Below are 17,476 nucleotides of genomic sequence, written 5' to 3' on the forward strand. Positions count from 1 at the left end.
TTGTAGAGCCGAGCTTGCTCGGCTGCTCTTCTGTCAACGCAGCGCCGCCGCCGGAACATCGATACTCAACGCGAGCGCTAAATGATCGGAATTGGCGGCCGGCAATGCGCGGGTACCGTCGATGCCCAGATCGGCACTGACCAGGATGTGGTCGATGGCGCGCTGCGGACGCCAGCTGGGGAAAGTGGGAATGCAGATCTTGGGCGGCTGCAGGCGCGTGCGCTTGTACAGCACTTCCATTTCCGGTGTTTCGGGAACGCAGTTGAAATCACCCATCAGCACCGCATGCGGATGATCCGACAGCAATTCGGCGATGAAGGCCAATTGCGCGCGACGCGAAGTTGCACCTAATGAAAGATGCGCCACCGCCACCGTCAGGCCTTCCCGGCCACTGCCAAAGCGCGCCAGCAAAACACCACGGCCGCTGATGCGGCCGGGCAGGGAATGGTCGGCGACTTCCACCGGTTCCAGCTTGCTCAGCAGGCCATTGGCGCTGGAAGCCACACGCCCGACACTGCGGTTGGGCTGATGGCTCCAATAGTCGAAGCCGGCACGCTCGGCCAGGTAATGCGTCTGGTTGGTGAAGCCCGAGCGCAGACTGCCGGGATCGGCTTCCTGCAGACCGACGATGTCGTGCTCGCCGGCCAGCTGCGCAATGACATCCAGACTGCCACGCTTGTTACCGGTGGGCAGCGCATGCGACCAGCTGCGGGTTACATAGTCGCTGTAACGGCGCGTGCTGGAGCCGGCCTGGATATTGGCGCTGAGCAGCCGAAGGCGTCGCTGGTCGGGCGTCGTGGTCATGAAAAGGACGAAGGGGAAGGGGAGGGGAGCCCCTTACTTGGCCGCGCGCTCCATGGCGATCAGATGATCGGCGATGCGCAGCACATCGGCGTAGCTGTTGCCGCCGGTCACGCGATATTTGCCGTTCACTACGATGGAAGGCGTGCCTTCGACACCGCTCTTCATGGCGAATTGCTTGGCCCGGTTGACCTGGGCATCGACGCCAAAACTGTTCATCAGCGCCTGGAATTCCTTCGCATCCACGCCATAGCCAGCATAGAAGGCCGCCACTTTGGCGGGATCGGGCGCTTGGCCTTCGCCGGGCAGGCTGCGTTCCAGATGGATCTTGGTGAACACGGCGTCGTGGGTCTTTTCCACCAGGCCCTTGCTCTCGGCCGCATAGAACGCCTTGGCGTACGGCATCCATGTCGCCGCAAAGGCCACGGGCACGTAGGTCAGGCGAACGTCGGCGGGCTGCTTCTTCTTCCACGCCGCCACGTCAGGAGCGAATCGGGCGCAGGCCGGGCAGACATAGCCGAATACTTCCACCACTTCGATCTTGCCGTTCAACGGCGCATAGGGCTGGCCGTTGGGGATTTCCACGTAGTCCTTGCCCAGCACCGGCGCCGGACCTTCAGGCGGCGCGACCGGGGCGGAAGCGGCGGGTGCCGCGCCATCGGTGGCAGCATCCTGCGCAGGCGCTTCGCCAGCGGCGGTTGCCGGAGCGGCAGTGTCCGCCGGCGCAGCCGGGGCGCTATCAGCGGCCGGGGCTGTTTCGGCCGACGGGGTGGACACGTTTTCGGATCCGTCGTTCTTTCCGGTGCAGGCGGTCATCAACGGCAGCAGGACCAGCATCGTCAGCAAGGCACGGTATTTCATCACGCGAACTCCATAGGAGAGGAAAGACGCCGCAACCGGCAAGCCGCCGCGGCCAAGGATTCGATTCTGCATGGCGGACCGCTGTCGCGCCATGACGGGGTTCACTTGCCTGCTTTGCCGCTGGCGCTGCGTTCCCGCGCGACCAGCTGATCGGCAATGCGCAGCATGTCGTCGTAGTTGCGGCCGCCGGTCACCCGGTACTTGCCGTTGACGATGATGCTGGGCGTGCCTTCCACGCCAGCGGCCGTGACAAACGCGCGCGAGCGCTCCACGCGCCCGTCCACGGCCGGGCCGTTCAGCGTACTGATGAATTTCTTGCGGTCCACGCCATGGCCAGCGTAGAAACCGGCGATCTCATCCGGCGTGGCGTTCTGGATGGGCAGAGCGTTGCGTTCGTGCAACGCCTTGAACATATCGGCATGCGTCTTGTTCAGGACACCCAGTATTTCCGCCGCGTAGTAGGCGCGCGCATAAGGAATCCAATACCCGCCGAAAGCCGCCGGTACCGGCGTGAAGCGGACGTACGAAGGCTGCTTGCGCTTCCACGCACTGATGATCGGCTCCAGATGCGCGCAATGGATGCAGGTGTAGCCGAAGACTTCCACCACCTCCACTTTGCCGTTGAGTGGCGCGAACGGCTTGCCATCGGGAATGACGACGTAATCCTTTCCTTCGACCAAGGCTGGAGCGGCGGCCGGTGCCGCGCCAGCAACCATTGGTAACAGGGCAAGCAACAGCAGAAGCAGGCGGGATTTCATCTGATTTCTCCGGGGGCAGAAAAAGAAACGCCGGCCATGATCGGGCCGGCGTAATGAACAGGAGCGTATGGCTAAGACCTTACGTGAGGCTGTAAGTTCCGCCGCCTGCTTGCTCAGCCTTTCTTGGCGTTGCCAGCTTTGGCGACCGCCTCATCGTCGGCGCGGTCGTGCAGACCTTGCAGATAACTAGCCAGCGCCTGGATTTCCTGGTCGCTCAGTGGCGCGGCGACCTGGGCCATGATGTGGAAAAGAGCCGGGTCTTTCTGGGTGGTGGTGCCGGCCCGGTATTCCTGCAGGCGGCGCACGGTGTAGTCCTGCATCTGCCCGCCGACATGCGGGTAGGCCGGGCCTGGGTTGCCGGCGCCAGCGGGGCCATGGCATGCCAGGCAGGCGGGTACGCCGCGGGATGCATCGCCGCCGCGATAAAGCTTCTGGCCCACTTCGTAGAACTTCATGTCCTTGTAGGGGCCATCGGCGATCACGCTGTCGTCGGACAGTCCTGCGCCGGCCTTCTGGGTGGCGAAATACGCGCCCACGTCGCGCATGTCCTGCGCGCTCAGGGTCTTCGCAAACGGCGCCATCACCGCGGCCATCCCGGTGTTGCGCTCGCCCGAGGCGAACAGCGCCAGCTGGTGGGCCATGTAGCGCTCGCTCTGGCCGGCAATGCGCGGGTACTGCGGATCGGTCGGGTTGCCGTCCGCGCCATGGCAGGCAGCGCAGGCGGCGGCCTTGGTCTGGCCGGCCTTGGCGTCGCCCCAGGTGGTCTTGCTTAGATTGATGTCCAGCGGCGCGGTTTCCACCGGGGCGTTATCCGGCACCGGAACGACGGTGGTTTGTGCAAATGCGACCGCACCGACAGCCACGATGGCCAGTCCGGCGAGTCCCATAACGCGAGCGTGGCGCATGCTAGAGCTCCGTGAACCAATGACAAAGCGGCACCGAATGGCAGCCGCGAAACCCGCGAATTATGGTCGCCAGGGGGCCGTGGGGTCAATTGAAGACAGGCGACAGCAGGCCCACGGCCGTCGCAAAGCGGCCCGCCACGGTGCTGAGCGTGCCATCCTAGTGCGATGTCGAACCTCCTCAATAGCGCGCATTACCTGCTTTCGGCCCACAACACTCGGCAGTTGCCGGCCGATGGTGGGTACGAAGTCGCCTTCGCCGGCCGTTCCAACGCCGGCAAGTCCAGCGCCCTGAACGCCCTGGCCAATCACAACGCGCTGGCCCGTGTGTCGAAGACACCCGGCCGTACCCAGCAGTTGGTCTTCTTTGAAGTGCGGCCCGAGCGCTACCTGGTAGACCTGCCCGGCTACGGCTACGCCAAAGTCCCGCAGGACCTGCAGGCACACTGGCAAGCCTTCCTCGATCAGTACTTCCGCACCCGCGAGGCATTGAGAGGTCTGGTGGTGGTGATGGATATCCGCCACCCGCTGCGGGACTACGACCGCCAGATGCTCACCTATGCCGTCAAGCGCGGCCTCCCCGCGCACGCACTGCTGACCAAGGCCGACAAGCTGGGGCGCGGTCAGCAGGGCAACGCCATGCAGGCGGTGAAGAAAGAACTGTTCTCGGCATTCGGCGACACCGTCAGCCTCCAGACGTTCTCCGCCGAATCCAGGCAAGGCGTGGAAGAAGCGCGCAAGGTGGTGGCGGATTGGCTGGAGTTGACACCAAAAAGCACGGTCGACGACAACACGTAGGGCGGGCTCAAGCCCGCCGAATGGCCGCACCAGATCGCAAGCTCATCCGCCAAGAGTTTCCGCAGAACGAGCGCCTCCAGGCGTCTACTCGACCAAGACACATAAGGCGGGCTCAAGCCCGCCGAATAGCTGTCCATGGAATACAGCAGCCTTTTGGCGGCAACGATCGCGTGCAGCCGAGCGGCTATAGTGCCGATCTTGCGGTGGGGGCGCTTCATCCCCACATCGGTCCACCTACTTAATTGCGCGAGCCAGCCCTTGTCGAGCCCCAGCCACGTCGCCGATACGCCGATCACTCAACGCGCGCAATTGGTGGAATACATCGCCTCGGGCGAAAAGCCGGAATCCGATTGGCGCATTGGTACCGAGCACGAGAAATTCGGCTTCCAGCTGGACGATCTGCGTCCGCCGGCTTTCGACGGCGAACGGGGCATCGAAGCGTTGCTGAAAGGCTTGACGCGCTTCGGCTGGGAAGCCATTGAAGAGCGTATTGGAGAAGGACCGGCCCGAGTCATCGCGCTACACAAAGACGGCGCATCGGTGACCCTGGAACCGGCCGGCCAGCTGGAGCTTTCCGGTGCGGCGGTGGAAGACATCCACCAGACCTGCAAGGAAGTGGGCACGCACCTGAAGGAAATGAAAGCCGTCGCCGATGAGCTGCAGCTCGGCTTCCTGGGCATGGGCTTCCAACCCAAGTGGCGTCGCGAAGACATGCCCTGGATGCCCAAGGGTCGCTACCAGATCATGAAAAGCTACATGCCCAAGGTCGGCAAGCTGGGCCTGGACATGATGACCCGCACGTGCACCGTGCAGGTCAATCTGGACTACGCCACCGAAGCGGACATGGTCAAAAAGTTCCGCGTGTCTTTGGCGCTGCAGCCTGTAGCGACGGCGTTGTTCGCAGACTCGCCTTTCACCGAAGGCGAGCCCAACGGCTACCAGAGCTACCGCTCGCATATCTGGACCGATACCGATCCGGACCGCACCGGCATGCTGGATTTCGTATTCGAAGACGGCTTCGGTTACGAACGCTATGTCGACTACCTGCTCGACGTGCCGATGTATTTCAGCTACCGCGACGGCATTTATCACGACGCCAGCGGCCAGAGCTTCCGCGATTTCCTCAAGGGCGAATTGCCGGTGCTGCCCGGTGCGCTGCCGACACTGCGCGACTGGTCCGATCACATGACCACCGCGTTCCCGGAAGTGCGCATGAAAAAATTCCTGGAGATGCGCGGCGCCGACGGCGGCCCGTGGAATCGCCTGTGCGCGCTGCCTGCGTTCTGGGTGGGCCTGTTGTACGACGACGCAGCGCTGGACGCGGCGTGGGACCTGGTCAAGGACTTCTCGCGGGAAGAACGCCACGCCTTGCGCGACGGCGTGCCCAAGCACGCCCTGCGGCTGCCGTTCCGCAACGGTACCGTGCGCGACTTGGCCGCGGAAGCGGTGAAGATAGCGATCGGTGGATTGCAGCGACGCGCCCGTATTGGCAGCAAAGGCGTGGACGAAAGCGGCTTCCTGGACACACTGATCGAGATCGTGGAAGCCAACGAAACGCCGGCCGAACGCAAGCTCAAACTGTTCCGTGGCGAATGGAACGGCGACATCGACCGCGTTTTCCGCGAGTTCGCTTACTGAGTTTTGTTGGTTGAGTTCGGTTAGCGGAGCACTGCGCGGCTGCGGAAACACTACCCGCCGCGCGCTGCAGTTCAACCGCTCAGGCCTTCCGTCTTCAGGAATTCGAAGAGCTCGGCGTCGTTCTTGATGCCGAGCTTGCGCATGGCATCGCTCTTCTGGCGGCTGATCGTCGTAACGCTACGGTGCAACTGTTCGGCGATTTGAGTGACGGTCATCCCCGAAGCAAGCAGGCGAAGAACTTCCGATTCCCGCGGAGAAGGTGATTTCTTGCCATTGGCGGAAACCCCTTCGGTGCCTAGCTCAGCGACACGCTGCTTCAGCGTTCTACTGACATAGGGCGAACCACGGTGAACCGTTTGTATGGCCGTGGGAAGCTCATCCATGGAAGCGCTTTTATCGACCAGCCCTAAAACGCCCGCGCCAACGACCATTCGCAGGATGCCCAGGTTGCTGGCCATGCTGAGCATCAGGATTGGCAGCGTGGGATAACGGCGACGTATCAGTTCGATCATGGCGAAGCCATCGGCCTGCTGCCCGCCTGGCATCGAGAAATCGGTGACCAGCACATCGCAAGTGTGCGTGGATAGTGCACTGAGCAACTCGTCGGTGCCGCTCGCTTCCGCGACGATATCGCCAACGCCGCTGGCCTCGATGACCGCGCGTGCGCCAATGCGCACCACGGGATGATCATCGGCGAGAATGATGCGCAGGCGCATGGACTACTATTGAAAGCCGTGGCGCGTGGGTGCCTGCTGCGACAGGCGAGGACAGATGGAACCGAGGAGATCTTGCCGCATGCGTTCGCACCTTGTCTGTCGATGGCTGTTGGCCGCCATGTTGCTGTTGGCGCTGCCGCTGATGGCCGCGCCGGTCCAGGCCAGCGAAAACGGACGTGGCCTGCCGCTGTCCGAGCAAGAAATGGCGTGGTTGCAGCAGCACCCCACCATTGTGGTGGGATTGTACGACAGCGGCTGGCCACCGTTTGAACTGCTGAAAAACGGACAGCCCGAAGGGCTGGCCTATGACTACCTGACGGATTTGGCTGAGCGTTTGGGGTTGGAAGTACGCACCCGTCGCTTTTCCAGTTGGTCGGACATGCTGCAGGCTGCCTGCGCTGGTGAAATCGACGTATTGATGAACCTGTCGCTTACGCCGGAACGGACCCGATGCGTGGTCTTCACCCGCCAATATGTCGAGGTGCCGGTAGCGCTCGTCGGGCAGCCACGCGACTCGCGGTTGACCGCCGACGCCGATCTGAAAGGCGTCCGAGTGGTGACGGAGAAGGATTTCGCCACCGGCGAAGCCGTGCGGCAAAGATATCCGGCAGCCCGGCACCTGGAAGCCGGCGATACGGCGGAAGCACTGCGCATGGTCGCTTCCGGGCAAGCCGATGCGTATCTGGGCAACGCCTATGTGGCTTCCAACCTGCTGACCAGCCAAGGCATCACCCGCGTTGGCTTGGTGCGGCAAAGCAATCTGCCGCTGTCCACATTGCATTTTGCCGTTCCCAACGCGAAGCAGCCGCTGGCCGAAGCGCTGGATATCGCGTTGGCAGCCATGCCCGATGCACAGCACCGCGCTATTCGCTCCCGCTGGCTGCAGCCGTTGCATTGGGCAGACAGTGCACGGCTGGCGATCAGCGACGCGGAATCCGCGGCCATGGCAAAGCCGCTGCGCCTGGGCTTCGCGCCGAACTGGGCGCCCATTTCGTTTCTCGATGAAGACGGTTTGCCGAGCGGTCTGGCCGAAGAGTATTTGAGGCGTTTCCGGGCGGCGGGCGCCAATCTGCAGCGGGTACCGGTCGCGGATTGGCGGGAAATACGCGACAAGATGCGTCGCGGCGATCTGGATGTGGTGATGGGCGTTCCAGACGAAAGCGTATCGCCGGAGGAAGGCTGGGTGTTCAGTCAACCGTTCCTGACCGTCCCCAATGTGATTGTCATGCGCGACGGCGGCGACAGCGTGCTCGATATCCGCGACCTGGATGGACTGCGGGTGGCCTTGTCGGATCCGGAGCGACTGCAGCCGATGGTATTGGCGCAGGCGCCACAAGCCACCACGGTATTCGCGGGCAGTGCGACGCAAGCACTGGAACTGCTGCGTACCGGCCGCGCCGATGCATATATCGGCAATTTGGCAGCAGTGGACAAGCTCCTGCGTGATCGCTATTCCGGGCAGCTGCATATCGCCGCGCCCGCCGGCATCGACGACCGGCTTACGCTCGCGGTGCGGGGGGAGTACGCGTCGCTGGCAACGGCATTCGACCGGCTGCTGATCAGCATGACCCCGCGCGAGCGTGAAGCCATACGCGGCGACTGGTTGGCAGTGGAGTACCGCACCGGGCTGCAATGGCGCACCTTGCTGAAATGGGTGGTCCCATTGCTACTGGTGCTGCTGACCGCCGGCCTGGTACACGGCATGGGACATTGGCGGCTCCGTCGCGAAGTGGATGAGCGGCGCCGGGTCGAGAAGCGCCTGGAGGAAGTCACCGGCAACCTGCCCGCGGTGGTCTACCAGGCTAAACGTACCGATGACGGCACGGTGACATTTCCTTTCATCGTAGGGGACGTGCCCTCGCTGTTCGGTCTCACCGTCGAACAAGCCTTGCGCGACGAGCGCGATGTGTTCGCGCGGGTGCACCCGGACGATCAGCCAAGGCTTGTGCAGGCGATGGAAGACGCGGCTGCGGTTTCCGGCCCGATCGACATTGAATTCCGTGGTCTGTCCAACCGGGGCTGGCGATGGGTGCGCTCGCGTGGCTTGCCGCATCGTTCGGAAGACGGTGCCCTGCTGTGGAGCGGCTACTGGATCGATGTCACCGACGCGCATGCGCAAGCCGACGCTCTGGAGACCGCCAAGGCCATTGCCGAGCGCGCGACGGCCGCCAAGGCGGAATTTCTGGCGACGATGAGCCACGAGATACGCACGCCGATGAGCGGCGTGCTCGGCATGCTGGAAATGCTGGCCCACACACCGCTGGATCGCGAGCAGCAGCGCGTGCTGACGACCATCGAGGATTCCGCGCAGATGCTGCGGCAGATTCTCGACGACATACTGGATTTCTCCAGGATGGAAGCGGGTGCTTTGACGCTGGAGGCCACGACGGTGAGCCTGCGCGATGTCATCGACAACGTGCAGCAGCTGCTGTCCGCGCAGGCAACGGGCAAGGGTTTGCGAATGCATTGCCAGATCGACGCGAACATCGCGCAACGCCACCGCGCCGATGGCGTGCGGCTGCGCCAGATCCTGTTCAATCTGTTGGGCAATGCCATCAAGTTCACCGAACACGGCGAGGTATCCGTCGCGCTCGTACTGCTTGGCGAAGAGAACGGCGTACAACGGCTACGCTTGTCGGTATCCGACACCGGCATCGGCGTGACACCCGAACAACAAGCGCGCCTGTTCCAGCCCTTCGCGCAAGCCGAAAGCTCCACCATCCGGCGCTATGGCGGCACCGGCCTTGGCTTGAGCATCTGCCGGCGATTGGTGGATCTGATGGACGGCGAACTCAGCATGCACAGCGTGGCGGGGCAGGGCACACGAATGGACGTGGTGCTGGATCTGCCGGTGCTCGCGGCAGACACCATGACCGACGGTGCAGCATCGATACCCTCGACAGCATCAATGGCAGCCGACTGGAGCAATCGGCGCGTGCTGATCGTCGAGGATCATCCGGTCAATCGCGACCTGATGGTGTGGCGAATGCAGCAGCTCGGCCTGCAAAGCCGGGTCGCGGTCGACGGAGTGGAGGCACTGCAGGCACTGGAAGCCGAGCGGTTCGACGCCGTGATCACCGATTGCCAGATGCCACGCATGGATGGCTACAGCCTTACCCGCGAAATCCGCCGCCGCGAGCGCGAGCTAGGTGGCGCGCACCTGCCCGTCATCGCCCTGACCGCCAGCGCCTTGCCGGAGGAAGCGAAACGTTGCCGCGAAGCGGGCATGGATGATTTCCTGGCCAAGCCCGCCGCATTGCCGGCGCTGCGCGAGTGCCTGGCGCGTTGGCTGGCAGGTGCGGATCAACCTGCTGAGAGCGATATCGGTCAGCCGGCTATCGATTCCGTTGTCGATCCGGTTGCAGGCAATGCCGAGCGGTCGCTGTCGCCGGCGCTTGATCGCCAAACGTTGAATCAGCGCTTTGGTTCAGCAGAAGTCGCGCAGCGCCTGCTGGATAGTCTCGCCGCGACAACCCGCGAAGACCTGGATGAACTACGCATAGCCCTGCAGACCGATGATGCGAAGAGCGTCAGCGAGCGCCTTCACCGTATCGCCGGCGGCATCGGTGCCGTGGGAGCGGAAAGTCATGCCGTCAAGGCGCGCACGTTGATAGATGAAATCCAACGCGACGGACTCGCCCCCCATGCCGCCGCCGTTGCAGCATTCGGCCAGCAGGTGGCGGCGCTGGTACAGGCATTGGCAGTGGATTAGAGCGGATCGCGACTAACGTCGCTCCTACATGGTCCTTCGGCGCCCAACATCACCACCCCGCGCTTTGCGGTCCGCTTTTGTAGGAGCGGCGTCCCGCCGCGAGCTCTTCCCGTCAGATCGCACAAAAGCGAAAAGCTCGCGCCGAGACGGCGCTCCTACAAAATCATCGGCTTTCCTTCTGCATTGGCTCTTGTAGGCCTATGCCGTTGTAGGAGCGGCGTCCCGCCGCGAGCTCTTCCCATCAAATCGCGCCAAAATCAGAAGCTCGCGCCGAGGACGGCGCTCCTACATCCCCATCTTATCGTTCCCAATTCCTCCACACCCCTTTCGTACTTGTTGCATTCCCACCTAATCCACCGCGTGCAAGCCTGGGCTCACGCTCGCTAAAGGACATGGCAGAGCGTGGCGCCGCCATGCTGCGATAGGCACTCCGCAACGGTGGACAGACAGATTTCCCGTTCCAGCCACACCTCGCGACCAGCCGCCCCATTCGGTCGTACATCCGGGAATCGGCAGAAGGCAGGTCTCGCCTTCCTTCTGCTCAAACGCAGCCAGCGACGATTCAACCACCCATGTCCTTTGATGTTTCCAAGTTCTCGGCGTCCCGCCGCGAGCTCTTCCCACACCGCCCGACCAATCAAAAGCTCGCGCCGAGACGGCGCTCCTACGGTCATGAGTGTTTCGCATTTGTAAGAGGGGCGTTCGCCCTTGTAGGAGCAGCGTCCCGCCGCGAGCTCTTCCATGGCGGTTCGGATAAAAGCAAGAGCTCGCGCCGAGACGGCGCTCCTACGGTCATGTGCGTTTCGCATTTGTAAGAGCGGCCTTCGCTCTTGTAGGAGCGGCGCCCCGCCGCGAGCTCTTCCTCACACCGCCCGACCCAATCAAAAGCTCGCGTCTAGACGACGCTCCTACAAATCGTTGGCCGCTCAAACCTCCCAACGGCACCACCAATGAGGGTGTTGATGAAAATCATCAACCAATCCGGCACGGACAGGATTCTGCAAGCAATAATCCACGGCGGCGCGGATACCTTTCTCGTCACGTAGTCCGCGATCATGATATCCCCGCTGCCAAACCGGTTCATTGCGAACCAACGCGCGCTTGATTTCATGAGCGGTAAAGCTCTTCATGCTCCGCATCAACGTGGCCAATGGCTCCGTGGTCAATCGCATGACCAGATGCACGTGGTCCGGCATGACGACCACGGCAAGCGATTCCATTCGCCCTTTCTGATCCAGCCATTGTGCGGAATCCAGCACGATGCCTGCTGCGCACTCGCGTTGCAGCAATGGGTGCCTCTGATGGCAACACACCGTCAACAAGTAGGCATGCCCCGTACCGCTGTAACGGCCACGGCGCAGCTGGCAGGAGGTTGGCGACATGATGGATTCCTTTGGATTGCCGTTATTTCTTGGCGTCACCGGAAGATGTCCCACTCATCCGCCATGCGGTATCGGGCGATGCCGGTTTGATCTGTGGGAATCTTAGAAGCGAGAGCTCGCGGCGGGACGCCGCTCCTACAAAAATAAAACGCCCATAACCCTGTAGGAGCGGCGTCCCGCCGCGAGCTCTTCCTTGATGGTTCGGGTAAAAGCAAATGCAAGAGCTCGCGCCGAGACGGCGCTCCTACGGAGACTCTCTTCGCATGTTGGCGCTACACGGCAGAGAGAATTTATCGATAAACGTCTATTCACCCGCAAAGCAGAGATGTGTAACTTCCCTTCTGACGTGACGAACAACCCCGCGCGTCCCGCCACTTACAAGGCTGCAAGGAACACGCATGCATAGCGAGTTGGAGCCACTGCAATACCGTCTGGAAGAAACCGCCACCCAGATGGACGGCATCGTGGCCGCGGCGCTGGTCCGGCGCGGTGGCCTGCAGATCGGGATGCTGCCGGAGTACGGCCTTCGGCATAACCTGAGAGGCGGAGCAATCACGGTAGAACTGTTGCATCCGGCAGTAGGGCGATTGGATAAATCACATTTTGCCAGTGCCGTACACGATGCCGGTTTGGAATGGCTGCTCTTCTGCAGAAGCATGGTCAGAATCTTGACGTTGCAGCGGCGCTTGTTGGACCTCGGCCGGCCGATACCGTGCACGGTGGATGCGCCGCAGGAACTGCTTTTGAATGACGCGCTGCGCCGGCGCTGCGCGGCCTGGGTGGCTGACAGCGGCTTGGTACCGGCTTGCATTCGCCTGCGTTTCAGCCAGCGGCAGACAGCCAACTGGGACATCCAGATGCTTCATGGCGCGCGTGCCATTCAAGAGCGCGGATTCGGCATCGCCTTCGACCTGGCATCCATGACCGGGATAGACATCGACAAACTGGATATCAGTCGCAGCACGATCCTGGTAGGGCGTGCTGTCATCGCGATGGCTAGGCGGGATGCGGACTGCGAAACGGTGTTGCGAGAGAAACTGGAGTGGGCAATGGCGAACGGTGCACAAGCCGTTGCGTGTGGGATTGCCAGTCCTCATTGCGTGAAAATCGCCATGGATCTGGGATTCAAGCTCCTGCAAGGCCGGCAATTTCCATTGCCGCTCGATGTGGCGCAGGCCCTGACGGTCGTGAACGCGCACTAGGTTGTTATTCGTCATGCGTGACATTTCGTCGCCGCATGATCGTGGTTGCTTCGTTCTGATGGGCGTCTGTTTTTTGTAAGCCTTAGCCCTTGTAGGCGTTTGCTTCTGTAGGAGCGGCGTCCCGCCGCGAGCTCTTCCCACGGCGGTTCGACGGAAGCAAAAGCTCGCGCCGAAACGGCGCTCTACGTGAGGGTTCACGGGACGTGGGTCGGCCCCACGCCATGCCCACGGTGGCTGCCTGTTCGCCACCCGGTCGCGCTGCGGCGCGTTCTTGACCGTGTGCACTGAACGGCTACCGGGGCGCGGAGCGGCGCCCCGCCGCGAGCACATTCATGGCGGTCGGATATAAAAAAGCGCGTAAAGAGCCGCGGCGACTCGCCTCGTCGCCGATGCATGCGGTCCTGTGAGTGCGTTTAGCAATTTCTCTATGTCCTCCGCGATACCCCGTCAGGAAAATAGCGGCATCGACTGACATACGGTCAGCGCGGCAAGTCGAACAGGGCAACGGGTGGTGGTTTGCTACTCGGGGATCATCACAGCCCCGATTCGCGCCGCTGATCACGTCCTAATCAAGGCATCAGGCCAGGCATTGATCTGGCTGATTGCGGCTGCGCGGTGGTTGAGCCAGCAGATGTTCGGCATGGATAGCCGCCGTGATTCCGCTACGTTCATCGATAAAACTCCGCCGTCATCCAATCCGCCTCTGCGAAAGCAGACCTAACGATATCTCCGACAGCTCAATGAAAAACATCAAACGAGTGCTTGCCATAGGCGCTCATCCTGACGACATCGAACTCGGATGTGGTGGCAGCCTGGCCAAACTGGCAGAGAAGGGCGTGGAAGTATATGCGCTGATCCTGTCCCATGGCGACCGAGGAAACGTTACCGGCGACGATCGTTGTGCCGAAACGCGTGACTCGCTGCATGCGCTCGGCGTACAGGACATCGTGCAGTGCGGCTTTTCCGATACCCGATTGGCCGAGGCGCTCGGCGACATCGTTGATGCTATCGAACGCGAATGCGCTCGCATCCAGCCGGACCGCGTCTACACCATGTTTCGCGAGGACCGGCATCAGGATCACCGTACTGCGTTTGAGGCGTCAATTGTGGCCTGCCGGAGCGTGCCGCAGGTGCTTTGCTACGAAACGCCCAGCTCCTGGCCAAACTTCGTTCCGACTGTATTCGAGGATGTCGAGTTTTCGCTGAACCGGAAGATCACTGCGCTAAAGATCCACGCCAGCCAGCAAGCGCGTGCCTACATGCAGGAAAACCAGGTCCGTTGCCTGGCTGATTTCCGTGGGCAGCAGATCGGAACCGGGCCGTGCGAGGGCTTCATTCCCTACCGGCTGGTGCTGTAACCGCCATGAAGACGATCTTCTTCTTTTCGATGTGCGCGATCGTACTAGCCTATCTCCTCGCAGGTTGGCGACGGAAGGCAAGCAAAAAGCATAGCGCTGTCGACGCGATCATCCCCGCGTTCAACGAGGAGCCCTGTCTGGAGTCCTCGTTGACGAATCTACTGCAGAACCCGTACATCCATCGCGTGATCTGCGTGAACGATGGATCGACCGATGATACGGCCGGCGTGCTTGCACGTATGGCGGACAAGTGGGATGGCCGGCTTATTGCCGTCAATCAGGCCAACACAGGCAAGGGCGGCGCGATCATGAATGGCCTGCGGTACGTCACGGCCGATCAGGTCTTTCTGAGCGATGCCGACACTTACGTACCGCACGACAAAGATGGTCTGGGCTACATGCTGGCGGAGATAGAAGCCGGTGCGGACGCGGTCGGCGGCATTCCTTCTTCGAACTTGCGCGGCGCCGGTCTCCTGCCATGCATACGTGCAACGGTCAAGCTGCCGATGATCATCATCAAGCGTACGTTCCAGCAGCTGCTGGGCGGCGCGCCGTTCCTGATTTCGGGCGCTTGCGGCATGTTCAGGACCGAAGTCCTGCGGAAGAACGCGTTTTCCGACCGCACCAAGGTGGAAGATCTCGACCTGACGTGGACCTTGGTCACGCGCGGCTACAAGATTCGCCAGGCCAATCGCTGCATCGTCTATCCGCAGGAGTGCAACACGTTGCGCGACGAATGGAAGCGCTGGCGCCGCTGGATCGTTGGCTATGCGGTCTGCATGCGTCTGCATAAGCGTCTTCTCTTCACCCGCTATGGAATCGGCAGCATCTTGCCGATGGTAATGGTGGTCTTTCTCGGGCTCTGGACCTATGCCACGAGTTGGGCGAACGCGCTCATCGAGAACGGTCCTGCGGGTCTCGCATTCGTGCTGTTCCCGCTTCTTTGGGTAGCAGTGGTGATGTTGGTTGGCGCGTTCAGCGCCGCGCATCACCGTAAGTGGGCGCTGATCCCTTTGGCACCACTGGCCGTGTTCTATGTGTTGCTTGCCTATTCCGTCTGGCTGGTTCATGGGCTCAAGGGCTTGGTGACAGGTAAAGAACCGATGCGTGACAAACCAACGAGGTACCGAGATGTGGTGGAAAACGCTTGACCAGCAGGCCGGCGAATTGACCCGGCATTTCAAGAGCAGTCCGCGCTTCATACACCCAACGGCAGACGTGGCACCCACCGCCACGCTGATGGGCGATGTCTATGTGGGCGCGAGAGCCAAAATCTGCCACGGCGCCTATATACAGGGCCCGGTCTGGATTGGTGATGACTGCCTGGTGGGCAACCTGGCGATGATTCGTGGTCCGCTCCGCCTTGGAGATGGCAGCCGGATCGGGTTCGCGACGGAGATCAAGAACGCCGTCATTGAAGAAAACGTATCGATCGGTCCGCAGTGCTTCATCGCCGACAGCAAGATCGAAGCCGGTGCGTATCTGGGCGCGCAGGTACGTACCAGCAATCACCGCCTCGACCGTCAAACCATCCGCGCCATGGCGGATGGCGAGCTCGTCGACACCGGCCTTGAAAAGTTGGGCGCTCTGATCGGCGCACGCGCGTCGCTCGGAATCCAGGTAATTGTGCTGCCGGGTCGCACCATCGCCCCGGACACTCTGTTCGAACCCCGCATTACGGTCGCCAAGAACCTGCCATCCGGCAGGTACAGGCTCATGCAGCAGACCGTCGCTTTACATGATCAAACTACAGGACATTGATGTGAGAACTCTTTCTAGTTGTGCTATCGCCACTCTCGTTTTCGCGTGCAGCGCCACCGCGGCGCAGGCTGGCTTCGATAAAGCGACCGCGTCGGTCGAGCACGTCGATTATTCCAACGGCCACGGTCACCGAAATGTGTTGAATGTGGAAACCGTGGGTTCGTTCGACGCTACCACCCTTGTGCTCGGCGCCGCTGGCGGCAAGCGGGACTATGGTAACGACGTGGAGTTCTCGGGCTCGCGGTTTCAGGGCACGGCTTACCACGATTGGAACCCAAAGTTGTCCACGCGCACCGCTGTCACGCTTTCTACCGATGACCCGGTGTTCGTGAATCGCGAAGCGGTTCACGACTTCAACCTCAAGGTCATTCCTAACACCGTGCTGACGGTGGGGGGCAGGTATTCGAAATACCACGGAGACGTTTCCGTTACCGGATTGTCGGCGGGTGCAACGTACTATCTCGACAGATTGTCGGCTTCATACCGGTATACCGGTTACCGCCGATCCTCTGGCACCAACAGCCATGGCAATGTCGTGTCGCTTCGTCTCAAGGACAACAGTGGTACCGGCTCGACCCAGCTATGGTTGGGCAAGGGTACCTCCGTCCATGAATACGATTGGATGGACGAATTGCAAGACGGTAAGCTTCGTAGCGCAACCTTCCGCCGTGTTCAACCGCTGACGCAAAAATGGGCGCTGGACGCCTCCGTCGGTAAAGTCTGGTACGAAACACCCGCCACGAAATTCGATGGCGTAGCGGCCAAAGTGGGCGTCACGCTGAATTGGTAATTTTGCGAGAGCATTCCCGGCTCTTGTAGGAGCGGCGTCCCGCCGCGAGCTCTTGCTTCATTGGTCGGGCAAAAGCAAAAGCTCGCGCCGAGACGGCGCTCCTACAGGTCATGAGCCTTTGCTTTTTGTGGGAGCGGCGTCCCGCCGCGAGCTCTTGCTTAATTGGTCCGACAAAAGCAAAAGCTCGCGCCGAGACGGCGCTCCTACTGGTCATGAGCTTCTTGTTCGACTGGCTGCCGAATTTAGAGCCGTCCCTATGGAGGAAAGGTTCGTTTCCCACGACAATGTAGGCAGTCGTTGGGAACTACCCGTCGGTTAGGAGAAAAGAAGTGCCAAGCTTCGAAACGCTGGATGCGATCGCCGATGTCTACACTCCATTACTGGGAGTACTGTCCATCGCCGTCATCGTAGTAGGCGGATTCCGCAAGCAATGGCAGCTGACGGGCCTACGCCTGCTGGCGTTTGCCGTGGCGCTGGTGTTGACCTACGGTTTGATGATCCTGGACGCTCGGTACCAACTTTGGCCGGCGCTCGGCCTCGACTACAGCACGCACACGGCCTTGGCGTTGACGCTGGTCATCTTCCTTGCCATGAATACTCCGCGGCGGAAGTTTGTGTGGTACGGATCGCTGGTGTGCTATGTCCTGCTGATGCTGTACCAGGGCTATCACGGCTTGGCTGACATTGTGACCACGGCGGTGGTGGTGGGCGTTCCGATGGCCGTTGTGGCCCGGAGCCTTTTGCGGCCTTCGGGCAATCTTCAGCTGCCAGACCAGCGGCAGGTTGGGTAAATTACC

At 61.6% G+C, this 17,476-nt stretch carries 15 protein-coding genes; 9 read left to right on the forward strand and 6 right to left on the reverse strand.

Translation table 11 applies throughout. From position 1 onward, the window contains the following. Positions 1-33: 33 nt before the first annotated feature. From AB6O04_RS08540 to AB6O04_RS08555, 4 genes are all read right to left on the reverse strand, one after another. Entirely contained in the window at positions 34-804 is a 771-nt protein-coding gene (locus AB6O04_RS08540) for an endonuclease/exonuclease/phosphatase family protein (RefSeq protein ID WP_368563432.1), read from the reverse strand. Between the two features lie 33 nt (positions 805-837). After that, positions 838-1,662: a thiol:disulfide interchange protein DsbA/DsbL gene (locus AB6O04_RS08545; protein ID WP_368563433.1), complete on the reverse strand. Its 825-nt coding sequence runs from the start codon at positions 1,660-1,662 to the stop codon at positions 838-840. Between the two features lie 101 nt (positions 1,663-1,763). Then, positions 1,764-2,420 (reverse strand): thiol:disulfide interchange protein DsbA/DsbL, encoded by a 657-nt coding sequence (locus AB6O04_RS08550; RefSeq protein WP_368563434.1) that lies wholly within the window; start codon positions 2,418-2,420, stop codon positions 1,764-1,766. A gap of 113 nt (positions 2,421-2,533) precedes the next feature. After that, on the reverse strand, positions 2,534-3,325 hold the full coding sequence (locus AB6O04_RS08555) for a cytochrome c (RefSeq protein WP_368563435.1): 792 nt from the start codon (positions 3,323-3,325) through the stop codon (positions 2,534-2,536). Between the two features lie 165 nt (positions 3,326-3,490). On the opposite strand from AB6O04_RS08555, the gene yihA reads away from it, so the two are divergent. Both yihA and AB6O04_RS08565 read left to right on the forward strand, forming a co-directional pair. Next, positions 3,491-4,120, forward strand: a complete 630-nt coding sequence (gene yihA, locus AB6O04_RS08560; protein WP_368563436.1) for a ribosome biogenesis GTP-binding protein YihA/YsxC — start codon at positions 3,491-3,493, stop codon at positions 4,118-4,120. A gap of 258 nt (positions 4,121-4,378) precedes the next feature. Then, complete coding sequence (locus AB6O04_RS08565; RefSeq protein WP_368563437.1) at positions 4,379-5,758, forward strand: glutamate--cysteine ligase; 1,380 nt, start codon at positions 4,379-4,381, stop codon at positions 5,756-5,758. A gap of 71 nt (positions 5,759-5,829) precedes the next feature. On the opposite strand, the gene AB6O04_RS08570 is transcribed toward AB6O04_RS08565, so the two are convergent. Beyond that, a complete protein-coding gene (locus AB6O04_RS08570; RefSeq protein ID WP_368563438.1) occupies positions 5,830-6,474 on the reverse strand; it encodes a response regulator in 645 nt (214 codons plus the stop codon). Positions 6,475-6,553: 79 nt separating this feature from the next. Between AB6O04_RS08570 and AB6O04_RS08575 the strand changes: the two genes are divergently transcribed. After that, positions 6,554-10,186: a transporter substrate-binding domain-containing protein gene (locus AB6O04_RS08575; protein ID WP_368563439.1), complete on the forward strand. Its 3,633-nt coding sequence runs from the start codon at positions 6,554-6,556 to the stop codon at positions 10,184-10,186. 926 nt (positions 10,187-11,112) lie between these two features. Here the strand turns inward: AB6O04_RS08575 and AB6O04_RS08580 are convergent. Then, positions 11,113-11,568, reverse strand: coding sequence for a transposase (locus tag AB6O04_RS08580; RefSeq protein ID WP_368563440.1), 456 nt, complete (start codon positions 11,566-11,568; stop codon positions 11,113-11,115). A gap of 398 nt (positions 11,569-11,966) precedes the next feature. Between AB6O04_RS08580 and AB6O04_RS08585 the strand changes: the two genes are divergently transcribed. The 6 genes from AB6O04_RS08585 (at position 11,967) to AB6O04_RS08610 (ending at position 17,470) form a co-directional block, all read left to right on the forward strand. Next, complete coding sequence (locus tag AB6O04_RS08585; RefSeq protein WP_368563441.1) at positions 11,967-12,770, forward strand: EAL domain-containing protein; 804 nt, start codon at positions 11,967-11,969, stop codon at positions 12,768-12,770. 653 nt (positions 12,771-13,423) lie between these two features. Further along, positions 13,424-14,128, forward strand: coding sequence for a PIG-L deacetylase family protein (locus tag AB6O04_RS08590; RefSeq protein ID WP_368563442.1), 705 nt, complete (start codon positions 13,424-13,426; stop codon positions 14,126-14,128). A 5-nt stretch (positions 14,129-14,133) separates the two neighbouring features. Continuing rightward, positions 14,134-15,279 carry a glycosyltransferase family 2 protein gene (locus tag AB6O04_RS08595; RefSeq protein WP_368563443.1) on the forward strand — a complete coding sequence of 382 codons (1,146 nt, stop codon included), beginning with the start codon at positions 14,134-14,136 and terminating at the stop codon, positions 15,277-15,279. Next, positions 15,260-15,889 (forward strand): acetyltransferase, encoded by a 630-nt coding sequence (locus AB6O04_RS08600; protein WP_368563444.1) that lies wholly within the window; start codon positions 15,260-15,262, stop codon positions 15,887-15,889. Before AB6O04_RS08595 ends, AB6O04_RS08600 begins: the two co-directional genes overlap by 20 nt. Then, a complete protein-coding gene (locus AB6O04_RS08605; RefSeq protein WP_368563445.1) occupies positions 15,867-16,679 on the forward strand; it encodes a YaiO family outer membrane beta-barrel protein in 813 nt (270 codons plus the stop codon). The genes AB6O04_RS08600 and AB6O04_RS08605 overlap by 23 nt, the downstream gene beginning before the upstream one ends. Positions 16,680-17,008: 329 nt before the next feature. Beyond that, complete coding sequence (locus AB6O04_RS08610) at positions 17,009-17,470, forward strand: hypothetical protein (protein WP_368563446.1); 462 nt, start codon at positions 17,009-17,011, stop codon at positions 17,468-17,470. Positions 17,471-17,476 lie beyond the last annotated feature (6 nt).

The organism is Pseudoxanthomonas sp. UTMC 1351, from assembly GCF_040948865.1.
Taxonomy (GTDB): Bacteria; Pseudomonadota; Gammaproteobacteria; order Xanthomonadales; family Xanthomonadaceae; genus Pseudoxanthomonas_A.

Coding starts and splice junctions, on each gene's coding strand:
- AB6O04_RS08585 (WP_368563441.1), top strand. CDS start 11,967: ATGCATAGCGAGTTGGAGCCACTGCAATACCGTCTGGAAGAAACCGCC.
- AB6O04_RS08595 (WP_368563443.1), top strand. CDS start 14,134: ATGAAGACGATCTTCTTCTTTTCGATGTGCGCGATCGTACTAGCCTAT.
- AB6O04_RS08580 (WP_368563440.1), bottom strand. CDS start 11,568: ATGTCGCCAACCTCCTGCCAGCTGCGCCGTGGCCGTTACAGCGGTACG.
- AB6O04_RS08540 (WP_368563432.1), bottom strand. CDS start 804: ATGACCACGACGCCCGACCAGCGACGCCTTCGGCTGCTCAGCGCCAAT.
- AB6O04_RS08545 (WP_368563433.1), bottom strand. CDS start 1,662: ATGAAATACCGTGCCTTGCTGACGATGCTGGTCCTGCTGCCGTTGATG.
- AB6O04_RS08600 (WP_368563444.1), top strand. CDS start 15,260: ATGTGGTGGAAAACGCTTGACCAGCAGGCCGGCGAATTGACCCGGCAT.
- AB6O04_RS08575 (WP_368563439.1), top strand. CDS start 6,554: ATGCGTTCGCACCTTGTCTGTCGATGGCTGTTGGCCGCCATGTTGCTG.
- AB6O04_RS08570 (WP_368563438.1), bottom strand. CDS start 6,474: ATGCGCCTGCGCATCATTCTCGCCGATGATCATCCCGTGGTGCGCATT.
- AB6O04_RS08605 (WP_368563445.1), top strand. CDS start 15,867: ATGATCAAACTACAGGACATTGATGTGAGAACTCTTTCTAGTTGTGCT.
- yihA (WP_368563436.1), top strand. CDS start 3,491: ATGTCGAACCTCCTCAATAGCGCGCATTACCTGCTTTCGGCCCACAAC.
- AB6O04_RS08550 (WP_368563434.1), bottom strand. CDS start 2,420: ATGAAATCCCGCCTGCTTCTGCTGTTGCTTGCCCTGTTACCAATGGTT.
- AB6O04_RS08555 (WP_368563435.1), bottom strand. CDS start 3,325: ATGCGCCACGCTCGCGTTATGGGACTCGCCGGACTGGCCATCGTGGCT.